Below are 14,803 nucleotides of genomic sequence, written 5' to 3'. Positions count from 1 at the left end.
CCTGCATACGCGGTCGGGGGAGCCGCGCGGCTGGTTCGGCCTGGAGGTCAGCTTCGCCGATGTCGCCTACGTCGGGGTCACTGATCTCGGCGGGGGCTGCGTGCCGCTGTTCCGTTCGAAGAAACCGGGCTGCGAGCTCAATGAAGGGGGCCGTGGCCTGCAGGTCGTCTCGGAACTCGCTGTCTCCTACGGCATCCACGGCTCTGCCGAGCTCGGTCACACCGTCTGGGCTGACATCGCACTTCGGGGAGAGGACCCGAGCGCTGGTGCCGCTGTGCTGGCGCCTGCTTCGTAGGGAGGGCCCAGCCTGCGCCTAACAGGCTGGCCCCTCAGAAGCAGAGTACCGAGGACGCTATCTCCCAGAGGCCCCATCCGGCCGCCCGCGACAGGGCGGCGGATGGGGCCTCTCTTTGAGCGCACGGCGCCGGAGCCGCGGGTATTCGGACTGCACATCTGGGGCAAGCGGTCGGATATCGGGACGACTTTTCGGGGGTTCCGTCCGGTGGTCTTCGCGGGATTCTCTTCGGTCTTCTGCTTATGAACAGAAGTGGGCTGATGGCGCAGCTGCGCAGCTCGGGGCGCTTCTGCATATTCCGCTCGCGGCCCCGACTCGTCTCTAGGGCGACTCCTGGTAATAGCGGGGATGTTTGGTCTGAGCCTGCCGGCCGACACTCCTGGGCGGATCTCTCCGTTACCACCACCTTCTATGAGAACTCGTTCCTTGGCGATCGCCGGCTGCCTCGCTGCCGCGCGCCGGGGCCCGAGGCGTTACGCGAGCCGAGATGTTCTGTGGCGTGGGGTGTCGGGCGACGATTCTTTTCCGTCATGTCGTCTCGTACGAGGCTGAATCCTAAAGAGACGACGCCGGGGGATGGTTTCGTGGGTGCGCAACGTGCCGCACCGGAACGTTTACCTTTTTGTGGATGCTTGGATTTGTGGCCGGATGCATGGTGTGCCGGTTAGCTAGTTCAGTCGGTGAGGTGAATAAAATCCCGGCTCCGGTTCTTGCCTAGTGCCGCGTTATCGAGAAATGGTCGACGTACCGATGAACGGAAACGGCGCCGAAAAGACGGACGCCGTCACCAACGAATTGGAGTCGAAATGGCATCGGAGAAGACCATCGCGAACACCCTCGCCGAAAACCGTTCCACGTGCGTGGACGGCGCCGCGAGCGGGTCGGTCCTAGGCACGGGCGCCGGGCGGCCGTCCGGCGCGGCTGGGGACGTGTGGGACGCGCTGACGGCTAATCCCGGTGGCACGGTCGCGGGTATCGCGGCGGCGGCTCAGGTCAGCCGCGCCACGGTGGCGCGTGTGCTGACCACCCTGGAACGCGATGGCCGTGCCGTGCGAACACGCGGCGGGCGGGACGGCGGTAAACGGCGTCCCGACGTCTGGAATGCGATCACGCCCGACACCGCCCCATCCAGCGACGACACCACCGCCGCCACCGACACGGACACCCGCAACGCCACGACGGACGCCGCCCCACAGGACGCGGACCGGGACACGCCCGACACCGATAACGCGTCGGACGCCGCCGACGCCGCCACAACCAACGGCGACACGTCAGGTATGAACGCCCTGGGGATGGACGCTGGGGCGATCGCTGAGGCACGTGACGCGCTGACGGTGCTGGGCGCGGCGATCAGCGACGCGCTGACCGCTCTGGACGGTGGGGACGGTGCGGCGGCGCTGACGGCGATCGAGACGGTCTACGGCGGGTCGGGTAAGGCGCGGCGGTTGGTGCGCGCGGCGGCCAACGGGCGTCCGCGCACGTCCTCTGGGCGGCCGCGTTCTCTACCCGGTGAGATGCGCGCGCAAGTGGCGGCGCATCTGGCCGCGCACCCGGGCGCCGAGTTCACCCCGCACGAGATCGGCAAGGTGCTGGTGCGTTCGGCCGGTGCCGTCTCGAACGCCCTGGACCGTCTGGTTGAGGCGGGTCATGCCGCGCTGGTGTGCGAACGACCGCGCCGGTTCAAGGCCACCCCCACCACCGACGCCGCCGCGCATGGCGCCCGTCCGGTCGCCCACGCCGCTCACTGATCACCACCACACCGGGGCGGCCAGGCCAACTCCCCGCCCCGGGCCGCCATGCCGCACACCCATTCCGCACCTCGTTCGTGACAGGAGAAGACCACGATGACCGCTGTAGAACCCAAGCCCGCGACCGTTCCCGTTCCCGCTGGCACCCGCCGGTTGGGCCAGGGTGAGTTGCGCCGTCAGGTCGCCGCGCACCTGGCCGCCCATTCCGGCGCGGCGTTCACCCCGGGTGAGATCGCCCGAGTCCTGGACCGATCGGCCGGTGCCGTCGGCAACGCGCTAACGACGTTGACCGACCACGGGCACGCCGCGCTGGTGGTGAAACGGCCACGCCGTTACCGCGCCACCCCCACCGCCGCGGATGCCGCTACCGATCCCACCGGGGGCGGCTCGGCGGGCGGTAAGGGCACTGGCAAAGGCGGTGCGTGCACCTCCGCCTCCGCCCTCACCGGGACGTCCGGGGCGAGCACCGCCGCGCCGTTGCCAAGGACCGGCACGGCGCCGGTCGTCGGCTCGAAGGGGTCCGAGCCGGTGGCGGCGGGATGGAAGCCCATACGGCGGCCGAACGGGCAGACCTATCACCCGCGCCAGCTGGCCGATCTTCCGGACGTGGCGGCGTTGCGGCGGCTGCGTGAGGCGGGCATCCCCGCCCTGTTGTACGGGCCGCCCGGGACCGGGAAGACGTCGCTGGTCGAGGCGGCGTTCCCGGATCTGATCACGGTGGCCGGGGACGGGGACACGGCGGTAGCCGATTTCATCGGCGAATACACCCAAGCCCCGGGCGGCGGTTACGAGTTCGTCTACGGGCCGCTGATCACGGCCATGACCGAAGGCCGCGCCCTTCTCATCGATGACGCCACCCTCATCTCACCCAAGGTGCTGGCCGTGGTGTACCCCGCGATGGACGGGCGGCGCCAGATCACCGTCAAGGCGCACAAGGGCGAGACCATCACCGCCGCGCCCGGCTTCTACGTGATCGCCGGTCACAACCCGGGTGTGCATGGCGCGGTGCTGACCGAGGCGCTGGCGTCCCGGTTCGCCGCACAGATCCGAGTCTCGACGGACTACGACCTGGCCCGCACGCTGAAGATCGACCCGAAGGCCGTCCGGGTCGCGCGGAACCTGTCCAAGCGGCAGGAGTCGGGCGAGATCGGCTGGGCGCCACAGCTGCGCGAGTTGATCGCGTTCCAGAAGATCGCCGATGTTCTCGGCGCGGACGCGGCGGTCTCCAACCTCGTCGGTATCGCCCCCGAAGAAGACCGCGAGGTGGTCGCGGATGTCGTCGGCGCCGTCTACGGCCGTCCGATCACGCCGCTATCGCTAGGCCGCCAGATCTGACCGGCGCCACCAGCCGTCCACACCCGGCTATCCCGAAGCCCGCACACCATCCAGAAACGGGGGACCACCCATGCCAACGCACATCGTCTCCGCACCCGAACCGGCACCCGCAGCGGGACCGGCGCCCGGGACCGATCCGCGCGGTTCATGGCTGCGGATCTCGGCAGCCTTCACCGAAGCCGTCACCGATCTCGCCGACCGCGAGGATTTGACCGTCACCTGCGCTCCGGGTTTGGGACACGGCGCGCCGGGCTGTTTCCTACCTGATCTGGCCACCATCGAACTGGACGGCACCCACCTCGGCCACGATCCCGAAACGTGCGACCCGTCGCGGATCTCGGACCGGGAACGGTACCCCGCGCTGTGGGGCGTGCTGACGCACGAAGCCGCGCACGCCCACCACACCCGCTGGACACCGCCCGACGGCACACCCGCTGCCTACGCCGACGCCGCGCTGGCATTGGAAGAATCCCGCATCGAGGCCGCCCAAGTCCGGCGCCGTCCCGCCGACCGGTACTGGCTGCGTGCCTCGGCCAGCCGCCTGGTCCTGGCCGATTTCTTGCCGCCCAGCTCGCCCACCGGAGCCACCTCCGCCGCGACCGGTGGCGCCGCGACCGGCACCGCCAAGACGGGCGCCGCGACCGGTGCTGCCACATCCGGTGGCGCCACGATCAGCGCGGCCATGACACCGTGGAACGCGGGACGGGCCGCCGCGCTGCTGTTGGCACGCACCGACGCGGGAATCCTCGAGCACCACGAAACCGCGCCCCTGGCCGCCACGATCACCAAGGTCCTCGGCGCCAAGCGTCTCGACGCCCTGACCGCCCTTTGGGAAACCGCCCACGACACCGACGATGATGACCGCGACACGATGATCGATCTGGGCCGTCGCTGGTGCGAGATCATCGGTATTGACCCTGATCGGCCCGCGCCTGAATCCCCGCCCACCTCTGGCGAGTCGCCCGAGCCTTCTCCGCTGGCCGAGGCGATCAGCAGCGCTCTCGCCGAGGTCACCAAGACCGACGGACCGTCCAGCCCAGGCACCACGACGAAGGAGGCTCAGCGCCGTCGCGAAGAGGCCGCCCGTAAGGCGACCGAGCGCGCGGCGCAGCGGGTGTTCCGAGCCAGCCATTCCGATCACGGACGGCGCGGACCTACCGCGATCACGGGTAGCCGGGCGCCGCGTACTGACGAACAGGCCGCAGCGCGCCGCCTCGCGCGCCAATTGCGCGCCGCCGCGCACCGGGAACGCGCCACCACCACCCGCACCTCGCCCACACCGCCCGGACGGCTACGCATGCGCGCCGCGCTGGCCGCCGACGCCCAACGCGCCGCCGGTGCCGTGCCCACCGCCGAACCCTTCACCCAGACCACCCGCCGCCACATCCCCGCGCCACCGCTGCGGATCGGGATCGCCTGCGATGTGTCCGGATCGATGATGGCGGCGGCCGCACCGGTCGCCTCGGCGGCATGGATTCTCGCCCGAGCCGCCTCTCATGTCCCCCACGCGCGTTCGGCCACGGTCATCTTCGGGGCGAAGGTCCGCCCGGTCACCCACCCCGGGAACACCCCGGCGCGTGTCGCCGAGTTCACGGCGCATGATTCGACCGAGCAGTTCGTCCAAGCGGTGGACGCCCTGGACGGCAGCCTGGATCTCAGCCGCCCTGGTGCCGCCCGCCTTCTGGTCGTGGTCTCAGACGGCATCTTCACCGCCGAACAGCGCCGTACCGGCCAACAGCGCATTGACCGGCTGACCGCCGCCGGATGCGCGGTGCTGTGGCTCGCCCTGTCTGGGCGCGTGAACCCGATGGACGGCCCGCACCTGGTCACCCTGACCGATCCGGCCGGAGCCGTGTCGGCCATCGGCGCCGCCGCCACCCGCGCCCTACGCCACGCCTGACACGCCCGCGCACCGGGCGCGGTCCGCCGCGCCCGGTGCGTCTGGGGACTCGTCACCCGCACCGCATCTTTCTATCCGACCCGTACATGAGAAGGAGGGCCGATGGCCGGCGAGATGTTCGTCCTTCTCGGCTGGGCCTGGGACATCGACACCGCGACCCGGCTGGCCGCCCGCCACCCCGTCCAACACGCCGACATCGGCCGGTTGGCCTGGGCCAGGGCGCTGATCCACATCGACCCCGATCACGCCGCCACCGTAGACCTGTCCCGCCCGCTGCTCGCCGTACCAATCCCGGACGCTGGTGCGCCGTTGGTGATCGATGGCTATCACCGCATTCACCGCGCGGTGACCACCGGGATCCGCACCCTGCCTGTCGTCCTGCTCGATGAAGCCGACGAACGCGCCTGCCGCATACGAGGCGGCGGCATCTGATCACGCATCCCGCCGTGCCCATACCGCCGAGAACAAGCCGTCGCATAGAGGAGGGGAGTCCATGAACCGCATAGAGAACTACATCCGTGACCGGCATGCCGAAGCTATTGACGCGCGAGGTGACGCCGAAGGCGAGCTCGTTGCGGCCATCGACGGGGGAGAAGCCATCGCAGCCGAGGTGCGGGCCGTCGCCCAAACGCGCGCCGTGGCCGGATGGTGGGAACGCGTCCTCACACAGATTGACCAGGGCGGTGCCGACCCATGCGACGCCCTGTGGCGGCAACGCGAGGCCGCGCACCGCGCACAACTCGACCATCCCACACCAAGGGCCGCTTGCCCGTTCAGCTGGAGCTTCGCCGCCGCCTCGATCGAGGGCGCACGTCACTTCTACTGCGAAACCGCACACGTCCAGGCCCTCACCACCATCACCGAGGCCTCCCTCGAGAAAGACCAAGGACAGCCCGATACGACAGCCGCGAGCAAGGAGGAGAGCAACTCATGAGCGATGAACTGGCGACCGTGGTCGCCTACGGTTACGACCTGGGTGGTCAGGCGACCGGATGGAAGGTCCGCGAGACCAGCTTCGACGGCGTTCTGGCCACCGACTGGGCCGAAGACGCTGAAGCCGACGAACTGTTCGAGGAACTGCCCTCGTTCTTGCCCGTGCTGGCCGGTGCCGCTGACGTCCACCAATACGGTGACTACGAGGAACCTCAGTACTTGCTGGCCGTGCACGTCACTGAAGTCCGCGCCACCCAGCCGATCAGCCTGGTTGGCCTGAGTCGGCAGCAAGACACCTCTGCCTGGGACGAAGAGCTGACGGCAGCGCTGCAAACTCTGGGGCTCACTCCTCTTCAGTCCGCCCCGGCCTGGCTGGCCTGCGCCGCCTACCTGTAGGTATGCCCTGCGCCCCGAGAGGGGCGCAGGGATGGGAGTCAATGAGCGTTGGGTGCCAACTTCCATTGATGGTGGGCGCGACCGTGGACCCCCATCGGCCGTCGGCGCTGCGCCATCCCGCGGGCTTCCAGGTCTGCGAGGATCCTGTTGGCGGTCGCGTGCGCGATCTCTACTCGCTCGGCCACTTGGCTTGAGGTGATCTCTACATCCACGGCTAGAGCCGACAAGACGGCTCGTTCGGTGGGCGTCAGGGACGGTCCATCCTCATCACTCTCATCGGTTTCCAGTGCTGAACTCCGCATTCGATGTCAAGCCCCCCTGTGGAGTCACGGCCTCCTGGGGCGGGCGAAGCCGAGCAGGGTGTCGCGGGTGTAGGACTGGAATTGGATGACCGTCCCGGTGCGTGGCGCGGCGATCATCTTGCCGGGTGCGATGACGAGGCCGACGTGGCCGGGATTGGTGGTGGAAGTGCCCGGGCCGGAGTTGAAGAACACCAGATCACCTGGTCGTTCGTGGCCTTGCGGGACATGGGGCGTTCGCCTCCATTGCTCTCCGGAGGTGCGCGGGATGGTGATTCCGGCGGTGCGGTAGGCGGCGAAGGTCAGCCCGGAGCAATCGAAGGCGTCCGGGCCGGTACCGCCCCATGCGTAGCGTTTGCCGAGTTGTGCGCGGACGAAGGCGATGACTCGTACAGCCACTCGGCTGGTAGCTTGCGCTGACCGTGCAGATGACGCATCGAGCTCGTCGCAGACGGACTCTCCCGGGTTGGGCTTGCCTGCTCGGGCGTAGGCCCGGGCCTGGCGGAGAACGGTGTCGACGTAGGTTTCTGAAGGGTTGTAACGGAAGAGGGCCTGGCGGATTTTCTCGGGCGCGCCTTCGTGTGCGAGGTACCGGGCGGCCCCTGGGATGGCGTCGGCGGGGTCGTAGACGTCCTTGTCACCGTCGCGATCGCCATCGACACCAAAGGCCGCCCAGGTGCCGGGCATGAACTGCATCGGCCCGGCCGCGCCCGCCGCATTGGTTCCAGATCTGATCCCGGGTTCGAGGCCGCGTCCGTGGTCGGACTCGGCCTGGCCGACGGCGGCGAGCACGTGCCAGCCGATCCCGTACCTGCGTCCCGCTTTGAGGTACAGGGTGAGGTAGGTGGCGGGGATCCCAGCGACGGTCTGTCCCGACGGGGGCTGGCACGCCGCCTCTCCAGGCCCGGAGCTGGGCAGCACCGCCCCGAGCACCGCGACGAACACGGACACAAGCCCGAGCACGGCGACCGCAGCCCCGATGAGCAGCGGCATCAGGGAGTCTCGGGTTCCCGGTTTCGGGGGGTGCCCCATATCTGCGCCAGGGCGGCGAGACGGTGCCGGGGTCCTCCTGTTCCGGCTGGTTGCCAGACCGGCCCCGCAGGTCCCTCTGGGGAGTTCGAGGGGGTGTGAACGGCGGTGGCGACCGGGACCTCAGGGGCGCCGAGTCGTTCGCGGAGATTGGCTTCCCGCTTCGGGCTTGGCAGCCAGAACAGGATTGGTGTGGTGGTGCCGGTCGATTCGGCGAGGTCGGCGTAGCCTCCGAGCTTGGCTGCTACTCGTGCCAGGGGTTCGGTGCCGTTGTCGTACTCGAGGAAGAAGTCGAGGGTGTGGACCGTGCCGTCGGGGCCGGGTTCGCTCCAGCGGCCGAAGGCGTCTGGACGGGCCAGGTCGCCCCAGAGCGCGGCGCAGCGCTGCTCGGACCACCACTCGTCCACGCTGGTGCCGTCGGTGCGGTGGCGGGCGTGCGCGTGCAGGCGGGCGAAGAAGTCGTTCACGCCGACCTGATGTCCCAGTCGTGGTGACAGCGCGATGGCGGTGCAGCGGTTCTGCCGGTAGCCGAACTCCTCAAGACTCTTGCCTTGTGCGATGGCGAGGACGTGGGCGCCGGTGGGGCCGAGGACCCAGTGCCAGGGCCGGGAACCGACCGGTACCCAGGGCCGGAACCGCTGCAACGCATACAGGCGATAGAGCTGGTTGAGGCGCTGCCGGGCGCGCTCGGGGGTTCGGAAGAACATGGTGGTGATCTGGTCGGTGGTGAGCACCTTGTGTTCCCAGACCAGGGCGAGTACGGCACGGTCGCGGTCGGTGAGGCGGTAGGCCAGATCCGCCACCAGTTCCGGTGTCATTCTCGGCGGGCGTGCCTGCGGCCCGCGTAGACGATTGACGGTCTTGGTCGGCTGCGTCATGTGCCGGCTCCTCGTCCTTCCTTGTTAGGTGGCGGGCTGGGCGGGGAGGTCGCTGGGATCGGTGGACAGGTCGCGGAGTCCGACGTCGGGGATGTCCCGTTCGGGGACGGTGGCCACGAAATGCTCGCGGGAGGCTCGCTGAATCTGCTGCGCGCGGCCTGGAATGCGATCGGGCAAGGGGCGGGTGCGGAAGGTGAAGGCCGGTGTGGGGGCGCTGCCGTCCATGAGCCGTCCGACGGCTTGGAAGGCGCCCAGGTGGGAGAGGTCGTGCGGGGTGAGCAGCGGCGCGGTGTGGCGGGACAGGTCGGTGGCGTCTTCGGGTGAGGCGGCGAAGTAGATCTTGTTCCGGGCGTCGGCGGACACCGCCTCGCGCAGGTCTTTGGGCAGCTGGGAGAGGTGCTGGTGGGCTATGACGAGGCTGAATCGGTACGCGCGGGCCTCGGCGAGGATGTCGCCGACCGAGCCGGGCAGGTTGAGGAAGTTGTGCGCCTCGTCGATGTAGGCGGCGGCGTCGCGCCGGTGATTCTCGGGCTGCTGTGCGCGGGGTGTGATCGCCTGCCAGGTGTGGGCCAGCAGCAGTGATCCGAATAGCCGGACGGCGTCTTCGCCGAGAACGCCCTTGGGGAGGCGGGCCAGGATGAGCCCGCCGGTGTCGAGCATGCGGGCCAGGTCGACGGTGGATTGGCCGCCGGAGAGGGTGTCGCGGACGAACGGGCGCAGCAGTACGGCGCGCAGCTTGTTCATCACTGGGCTGATCGCTGAGGCGCGTGCGGCTGGGGTGAGTTCGTCGTAGGAGGCCCAGAATCCGCGCAGCAGTTCATCGGATAGTCGGGCGGTGACGCGGGCGCGGTAAGGGGTGTCGACCAGTAGGCGTGGGATGTCGCCGAGGGTGGCGCGTGCGCCGTTGACGCGCACGAGGGTGAGGCAGGCGGAGCGGAGGAGGTCGTCGAGTCGTGGTCCCCAGGCGGAGGAGAAGCAGCGGCGGAAGGTGGTGACGATCGACTCGGCTGCGAACGCGGCATCGGCTCCGGCCAGCACGTTCAGGCTCGGCGGTCGGCCTGGAGCCGCCGGGTCGAACAGGACCGTCCGGTCGATCGCTGGGTCGGGAAGACGGTCGAGGACGTCGGCGACCAGGTCGCCTTTGGGGTCGATGACCAGCGCGCCGCGTCCGGCCTCGGCGTCGGCCAGGACAAGGTTGGCAAGGAAGGTGGATTTGCCGACCCCGGTCTGGCCGAGGACGTGGACGTGCTGGCGGGCGCCGGTGACGGTGAGGCCGACCGGGCGGGACGCGCCGGCCTCGGAGTCGCCGAGTACCCGGATCCCGGGCCCGGAGGTGGGGACGGCGGGCGAAGGCGCGATCGGCCGGGCACCTGCCCGGGTGACTCCTGGCGCGGCGAGGTCGTAGGGCAGGTGGGCCAGTGCGGCCAGCTCGGGGACCGATAGCAGGAACCCGCGGTCGAGGCGGCGCGCGGCCAGGTGCGCGGCGGGGTTGGGGAGGCGTCGGCGGCGCAGGAACTGATGCCCGGAGGTGAACAAGGCGAAGGTGGAGGCGATTTCGTGGCCGTAGCCTCGCAACCACGCTTTCGCCTCGTCGCCGTGGTGGCGGGTGGTGGCGGCCGCGTAGCAGATCCGGACCGCGAAGCGAGGGTGTGAGGCCTTGCCGAGGATCGCGCGGACCTGCTCGGCACGCTCGGGGAAGTTCCGCGTGATCTGGCCGGTTCCCCGGTGCGGTGACATGCCTGGTGTGAGCAGGTCGAGCAGCATCCCCTTGGCCGTAGCGGAGCCCTGCGCGCGGAGCGTGGCCGCGGCCCGGTACGCGCGGCCCAGGCGGCGACCGGTCACGGGGCGGGCGGACACTTGGACGGCCAGGCATTCACCTTCGGCCAGGCCGGACGCGGCCCCCAGGAGGGCCCGTAGCGGGTCGGTGGCGTGGTCGGTGGCAAGCGGGAAGGAGTCGGGCCGTCCCAGGACCAGGCGGCCACCGGTTGCGGCAGCGCCGGATGGGAACGGGGATGCGGCGGGGCGAGTGGTCAGGGTGGCGCCGGGCCACGCGGAGCGGGTCGCCTTTTCTACCAGTCCGTCGGGGATGGTGCCGGGAACCCAGATCTGGAACCGGACGCCGTTGTGGTCGGCGACGTACTCGAACGTCAGGTGCGGCTGCCCGAAGACCAGGCGCTTCCAGGCGGGTGCGGTGAGCCCCATCAGGTGCGACCACCAGGCGGCGGCGCTGTCATTTTCGATCTTGGGTGGGACCGCGACCTCGATCAGCCGCGCGCCCGGGGTGAGGCGATGGTTCTGCCACCGCCACAGCAGCGACCGCGCTGCGGTCACCGCTGCCACCCCGGCCAGGACGGTTGAGCAGGTGGCCGGGCCGTGGGCAGCGGCCAGATCGGTGAGCTGTTGGGGATTGCGCAGCAACTCGGCGAGGAGATCCCACCAGCCTTCACCGAAGGCGGCTGGAAGGGTCGTGCTCATCGCGGGCTGCCTTCTTCGCGAGCCGTCTTCCGGAAGGGGGTTGCCGGGGTGTCCTGGAGTTCGGCGGGATCGGTGGTCGCCAGGGTGTGCTCGTGGGCGCTGGCGATGCTGCAGAAGGCGGCTCTTTCGGAGCTGGTGCTCGTTCCGCAGAGCAGGCCCTCGCCGCGGTTTGCCGCCAGCAGGAACGACTTTTCCCCGTCGGTGAGGTCGAACGCTTCGGCGATCTCGTCGATGACCTGGGGGGCCTGGCGTAGCAGGATCTGCGTGGCGGAGTTGGCGACCACCGCGCGTCCAAGATCGGAAGACAACAGGTCGGCGGCGTCTTGGGTGACCACGGCCAGTCCTGCCCAGTGTTTGCGGGCGCTCTTGGCCAGCTTGTAGAGGAAGCGTGCGCCTTCGCTGTCGCGCATGAGTGTCCAGGCTTCGTCGACCACGACTAGGCGGCGGCGCTGCTCGGCCGGGTCGGTGACCTGTCGCCAGATCGCATCCAGCGCGAGCAGCATTCCGACCGGCCGTGTCTCTTCGGGCAGGTCACGCAGTGAAAACACGATGAGATGCCCGTCGGCGCGGGTGGTGGTCGGTCCGGCGAACAGGCCTCGGTAGGACCCGGTCACATACGGCGCGAGGCGCGCCGACAGCTCAGCCGCCTCGGTGCCGCCGGATTGGGCGGCGAGGTCGAGCTGGGCGGCCAGGTCCGCCAGCAACGGTGCGTGGCGTTTCCAGGTGCGCGGGTCGGAGGTGATCCCGGCCGCGGCGTAGGTAGCCAGTACAGCGCGGTCTAGCACGGCGCGCGCCGTGGGCGAGAGGGGTTCCCCGAGCATCGCCGCCACCAGGGTCTGGAGGAACAGGGCGCGGCGGATCAGGGTGTCCTGGTCCCCGCTGGCGGGAAGGTCGAAGGGGTTGAAGTGCACATCGGGTGCCCCGAGGCCGATGTGGGCGCCGCCGACGGCTTGGGCGAGGCGGCGGTATTCGTCCTCGGGGTCGACCACCGCGACGTGCACACCGCGGTAGAGCAGGCGCAGGGTTTCGAGTTTGGTGAAGTAGGACTTGCCGGCGCCGGAGCGGGCGATGGTGACCGAGTTGTGGTTGTCCTGGGCGTAGCGGTCCCAGACCACGACTCCTGAGGAGTAGGCGTTCAGCCCGTACAGCACTGGCGTGTCGGCGAGCCGGGGCTGCAGGTCGGGGGAGGAGAACGGGAACGCCGCTGCCAGCGCGCCGGTGTCGAACGCGCGCCGCACGTTGAGGGTGTCGAGGCCGAGCGGCAGCGTCGTCGTCCACCCTTGCAGGGCACGGAACGTGGTGGGCTGGGCGTCCAGCAGCAGCGACGCGGTGAGCGCGCGTACCTGTTGGACTTGGTGGTCCAGTTCGGTGTGGGTGGCGGCGTGGACGGTCAGATATAGGCCCACGCGGAAGAGGCGGCCGTGGCCTCGGGCGAGGGAGGCTGCTAGTTCAGCGGCGTCATCGGCGGCGGCCTCAGCCGCGAAGTCCGCCAGCCGGCCCCGGCTGGCGTCGGCGCGGGAGGCCGACTCCAACCGGGCCAGTTGCCGCCGCAGCCGCTGCGCCGCGACCAACGGCGGGATCGGCTCGATGTGCAAGGAGACATCCAGCCGTCCCGGATAGGTCAGCAACGGCTCCAGCCAGCCCGCGCCGACCTCACGCGGGTATCCGGCCACCGCGAAGGAGGTGCACACCTGGCCCGGAAGTTCCAGCGACTTGGCGTTCACCTGCAGCGCGGACGGTCCGAACGCTCGGGCAGCACCTTCCCCTGGAGCCGGGCTGTTGGTGCGCTGGTTCGTTCGCTGGAGCACGTTGGTGATGCGGCTGAGAAGGGATGGCGGTGTCACAGCGGCTCCTTGGCAGTGATCACTTCGTCTGGCCCGGCGTTATCCACAGGAGGGGGCTCGGTTGGGGATAGCGAGTCGGCCAGCACGGCGGTGCAGGTGGCGGCATCCAGTACCTCGGCCGCAACGCCCAGCGCTTGCAGTGATCGGACGGTTTCCTCGGCGCGCCGCAACACCACCGCCGCACCCGCATCCCGAGCCGCGTGCCGCTTGCGCCCCTGACCCCAAGGGCGCGGGTTGCTGTGCTGGCCGGTGGAGTCGCTGATCACGATGAGGACCTGCCGGACCAGCAGGTCGTGCGCGGCGCCCAACTGGTCCAGGAACGCCGCGTGCTCCCGGGCGGCCTGTTCAAGGGGCGGGACGGGAAGGTCGGCGGCGGTCTCGGTGATCGATGCGGCCAGGCCGGACAGGTCGACCGGGCGGGCCTGGATGAGGATCTGGGCGGGCGCGTCCAGGGAGTTCAGCCACCGGCCGAAGACCGCGACCAGCGCGGCCTGCTCACCCGCGGTTCGCAGCCCGAACGGCAGCGTTCCGGCACGGACGATGACGGCGGTTGCGCCCTCGGCGAGCTCCATCACTCCGTCCTCGCGCACGGCCCGCACGGGCAGTTGCAGGGGCGCAGGAAGGCGTCCGCGTGCCCGACACCAAGCGGGTGGAGCGGTTATGGGCTCTTGCACGTTCACTCGGGCCTTGGGAAGACGGATGTGAGCCAGGGCCGCCAAGGCCAGGCGGTCCAGGCTCATTCCGTCCCGGCGGGCGACCGCCAGCACGACCCCCGCAGCCACAACCGGCAGTACGAACGCGACCACAACGGGAAGCGGAAGCCTGCCCCCGACGGCCATGAAGAGCCCGATGACGGCGACGCCGGTCCCGGCTAGGATCGCCAGCTGCCTTGCTGTCAACCCGTAGACGATCTTGTCGGGCCGGTCCACGTCAGCCGGAATCTTCGCTGAAAAGGGCAGGTCGTGTCGCCGGCTCATGAAGTTCTCCGGGTCTTGGGCGGCTCAATCCACAAGGGCAACTGCCGGTGCGGCACGGGACGCCTTGGCATCCCCGGCAGCATCAGCTGGCCGGACCGCACACGCGGCCGCTGCCCGTCAGACAGCGGGGTTGCGCCAGCATGCGGCGGGCGTGGGACCCGTGTGACGGGGATGGGAAGCGCCAGCTGTACCGGCCGCTTGGGCGCGGGCCGGTGCGGAATGGGGATGGGCAGGGCGAACTGCACGGGGTGCCCTCCTGGTTCGTTAGCCGAGTCCTCCTCCGCCACACCAGGCGGCGTGGGCGGCGGGGTGGTCGGGGTAGGCGGTCTGGTCGGTTGCAGCAGGAGCGGAGGGGGCTGGTGTCTGTCGGGTGGTGGGCTCGGTGGGGAGCGGTGATGTGCCGAGGTGGTCAGGCCGCGCATAGCGGCTGCGCCTGTCTTGCTCATCAGGGCGCCGACGCCGCGGTAGATCAGGAAGGTCTTGAGCATCTGACCGAGTGCGCGAGGTTGGGCGGGTTGCCAGACGGTGCGGGCCACCCATGCCGGGATGCGGATCAGCACCCACAGCAGCGCGATCGCCAGCAGCATGTCGACCACGTCGTTGTGCGTGGGCAGGCCCATGCGTTCGGTGGCGTCCTGGCTGTTGTTGACCTCGGTGAACAGCAGTTGGAACGCGGTGGCCAAGACCAGCGACT

The 14,803-nt window shown here is 69.8% G+C and carries 12 protein-coding genes and 2 pseudogenes; 7 read left to right on the top strand and 7 right to left on the bottom strand.

Features of this window, described 5'->3' with window-relative positions:
- From ACGWYJ_RS37395 to ACGWYJ_RS37365, 7 genes and pseudogenes are all read left to right on the top strand, one after another.
- Window positions 1-295 (top strand): annotated as a pseudogene (locus tag ACGWYJ_RS37395) (hypothetical protein); the annotation flags it as partial.
- A gap of 806 nt (window positions 296-1,101) precedes the next feature.
- Window positions 1,102-2,043, top strand: coding sequence for a MarR family transcriptional regulator (locus ACGWYJ_RS37390; RefSeq protein WP_395111309.1), 942 nt, complete (start codon window positions 1,102-1,104; stop codon window positions 2,041-2,043).
- A 96-nt stretch (window positions 2,044-2,139) separates the two neighbouring features.
- Window positions 2,140-3,378, top strand: coding sequence for an AAA family ATPase (locus tag ACGWYJ_RS37385; protein ID WP_395111308.1), 1,239 nt, complete (start codon window positions 2,140-2,142; stop codon window positions 3,376-3,378).
- A gap of 70 nt (window positions 3,379-3,448) precedes the next feature.
- On the top strand, window positions 3,449-5,278 hold the full coding sequence (locus ACGWYJ_RS37380; RefSeq protein WP_395111307.1) for a hypothetical protein: 1,830 nt from the start codon (window positions 3,449-3,451) through the stop codon (window positions 5,276-5,278).
- Between the two features lie 102 nt (window positions 5,279-5,380).
- Window positions 5,381-5,710, top strand: a complete 330-nt coding sequence (locus tag ACGWYJ_RS37375; RefSeq protein ID WP_395111306.1) for a hypothetical protein — start codon at window positions 5,381-5,383, stop codon at window positions 5,708-5,710.
- 61 nt (window positions 5,711-5,771) lie between these two features.
- Window positions 5,772-6,212: a hypothetical protein gene (locus ACGWYJ_RS37370; RefSeq protein WP_395111305.1), complete on the top strand. Its 441-nt coding sequence runs from the start codon at window positions 5,772-5,774 to the stop codon at window positions 6,210-6,212.
- On the top strand, window positions 6,209-6,607 hold the full coding sequence (locus ACGWYJ_RS37365; protein ID WP_395111304.1) for a hypothetical protein: 399 nt from the start codon (window positions 6,209-6,211) through the stop codon (window positions 6,605-6,607). Before ACGWYJ_RS37370 ends, ACGWYJ_RS37365 begins: the two co-directional genes overlap by 4 nt.
- Window positions 6,608-6,645: 38 nt before the next feature.
- Here ACGWYJ_RS37365 and ACGWYJ_RS37360 read toward each other — a convergent pair whose 3' ends face one another.
- The 7 genes and pseudogenes from ACGWYJ_RS37360 to ACGWYJ_RS37330 all read right to left on the bottom strand — a co-directional run.
- Complete coding sequence (locus ACGWYJ_RS37360; RefSeq protein ID WP_395111303.1) at window positions 6,646-6,909, bottom strand: MarR family transcriptional regulator; 264 nt, start codon at window positions 6,907-6,909, stop codon at window positions 6,646-6,648.
- Window positions 6,910-6,933: 24 nt separating this feature from the next.
- A complete protein-coding gene (locus ACGWYJ_RS37355; RefSeq protein WP_395111302.1) occupies window positions 6,934-7,899 on the bottom strand; it encodes an NlpC/P60 family protein in 966 nt (321 codons plus the stop codon).
- Entirely contained in the window at window positions 7,899-8,813 is a 915-nt protein-coding gene (locus ACGWYJ_RS37350) for a replication-relaxation family protein (protein ID WP_395111301.1), read from the bottom strand. Before ACGWYJ_RS37350 ends, ACGWYJ_RS37355 begins: the two co-directional genes overlap by 1 nt.
- Window positions 8,814-8,837: 24 nt before the next feature.
- Entirely contained in the window at window positions 8,838-11,288 is a 2,451-nt protein-coding gene (locus ACGWYJ_RS37345) for a type IV secretory system conjugative DNA transfer family protein (protein ID WP_395111300.1), read from the bottom strand.
- Window positions 11,285-13,132: a VirB4 family type IV secretion system protein gene (locus ACGWYJ_RS37340; RefSeq protein ID WP_395111299.1), complete on the bottom strand. Its 1,848-nt coding sequence runs from the start codon at window positions 13,130-13,132 to the stop codon at window positions 11,285-11,287. The genes ACGWYJ_RS37345 and ACGWYJ_RS37340 overlap by 4 nt, the downstream gene beginning before the upstream one ends.
- Window positions 13,129-14,109, bottom strand: a complete 981-nt coding sequence (locus ACGWYJ_RS37335; protein ID WP_395111298.1) for a PrgI family protein — start codon at window positions 14,107-14,109, stop codon at window positions 13,129-13,131. Before ACGWYJ_RS37335 ends, ACGWYJ_RS37340 begins: the two co-directional genes overlap by 4 nt.
- Window positions 14,106-14,803 (bottom strand): annotated as a pseudogene (locus ACGWYJ_RS37330) (hypothetical protein); the annotation flags it as partial. The gene ACGWYJ_RS37335 and the pseudogene ACGWYJ_RS37330, both read right to left, overlap by 4 nt.

This window comes from Actinomadura sp. SCN-SB (genome assembly GCF_043906805.1).
Lineage (GTDB): Bacteria > Actinomycetota > Actinomycetes > Streptosporangiales > Streptosporangiaceae > Spirillospora.
Note: the sequence above shows the minus strand (reverse complement) of the source record. Positions and strands in the feature narration are given on the sequence as shown.

Excerpts from the sequence above, each read along its gene's own strand:
- ACGWYJ_RS37390 (WP_395111309.1), top strand. The coding sequence starts at position 1,102 with ATGGCATCGGAGAAGACCATCGCGAACACCCTCGCCGAAAACCGTTCC.
- ACGWYJ_RS37385 (WP_395111308.1), top strand. The coding sequence starts at position 2,140 with ATGACCGCTGTAGAACCCAAGCCCGCGACCGTTCCCGTTCCCGCTGGC.
- ACGWYJ_RS37380 (WP_395111307.1), top strand. The coding sequence starts at position 3,449 with ATGCCAACGCACATCGTCTCCGCACCCGAACCGGCACCCGCAGCGGGA.
- ACGWYJ_RS37375 (WP_395111306.1), top strand. The coding sequence starts at position 5,381 with ATGGCCGGCGAGATGTTCGTCCTTCTCGGCTGGGCCTGGGACATCGAC.
- ACGWYJ_RS37370 (WP_395111305.1), top strand. The coding sequence starts at position 5,772 with ATGAACCGCATAGAGAACTACATCCGTGACCGGCATGCCGAAGCTATT.
- ACGWYJ_RS37365 (WP_395111304.1), top strand. The coding sequence starts at position 6,209 with ATGAGCGATGAACTGGCGACCGTGGTCGCCTACGGTTACGACCTGGGT.
- ACGWYJ_RS37360 (WP_395111303.1), bottom strand. The coding sequence starts at position 6,909 with ATGCGGAGTTCAGCACTGGAAACCGATGAGAGTGATGAGGATGGACCG.
- ACGWYJ_RS37355 (WP_395111302.1), bottom strand. The coding sequence starts at position 7,899 with ATGCCGCTGCTCATCGGGGCTGCGGTCGCCGTGCTCGGGCTTGTGTCC.
- ACGWYJ_RS37350 (WP_395111301.1), bottom strand. The coding sequence starts at position 8,813 with ATGACGCAGCCGACCAAGACCGTCAATCGTCTACGCGGGCCGCAGGCA.
- ACGWYJ_RS37345 (WP_395111300.1), bottom strand. The coding sequence starts at position 11,288 with ATGAGCACGACCCTTCCAGCCGCCTTCGGTGAAGGCTGGTGGGATCTC.
- ACGWYJ_RS37335 (WP_395111298.1), bottom strand. The coding sequence starts at position 14,109 with ATGAGCCGGCGACACGACCTGCCCTTTTCAGCGAAGATTCCGGCTGAC.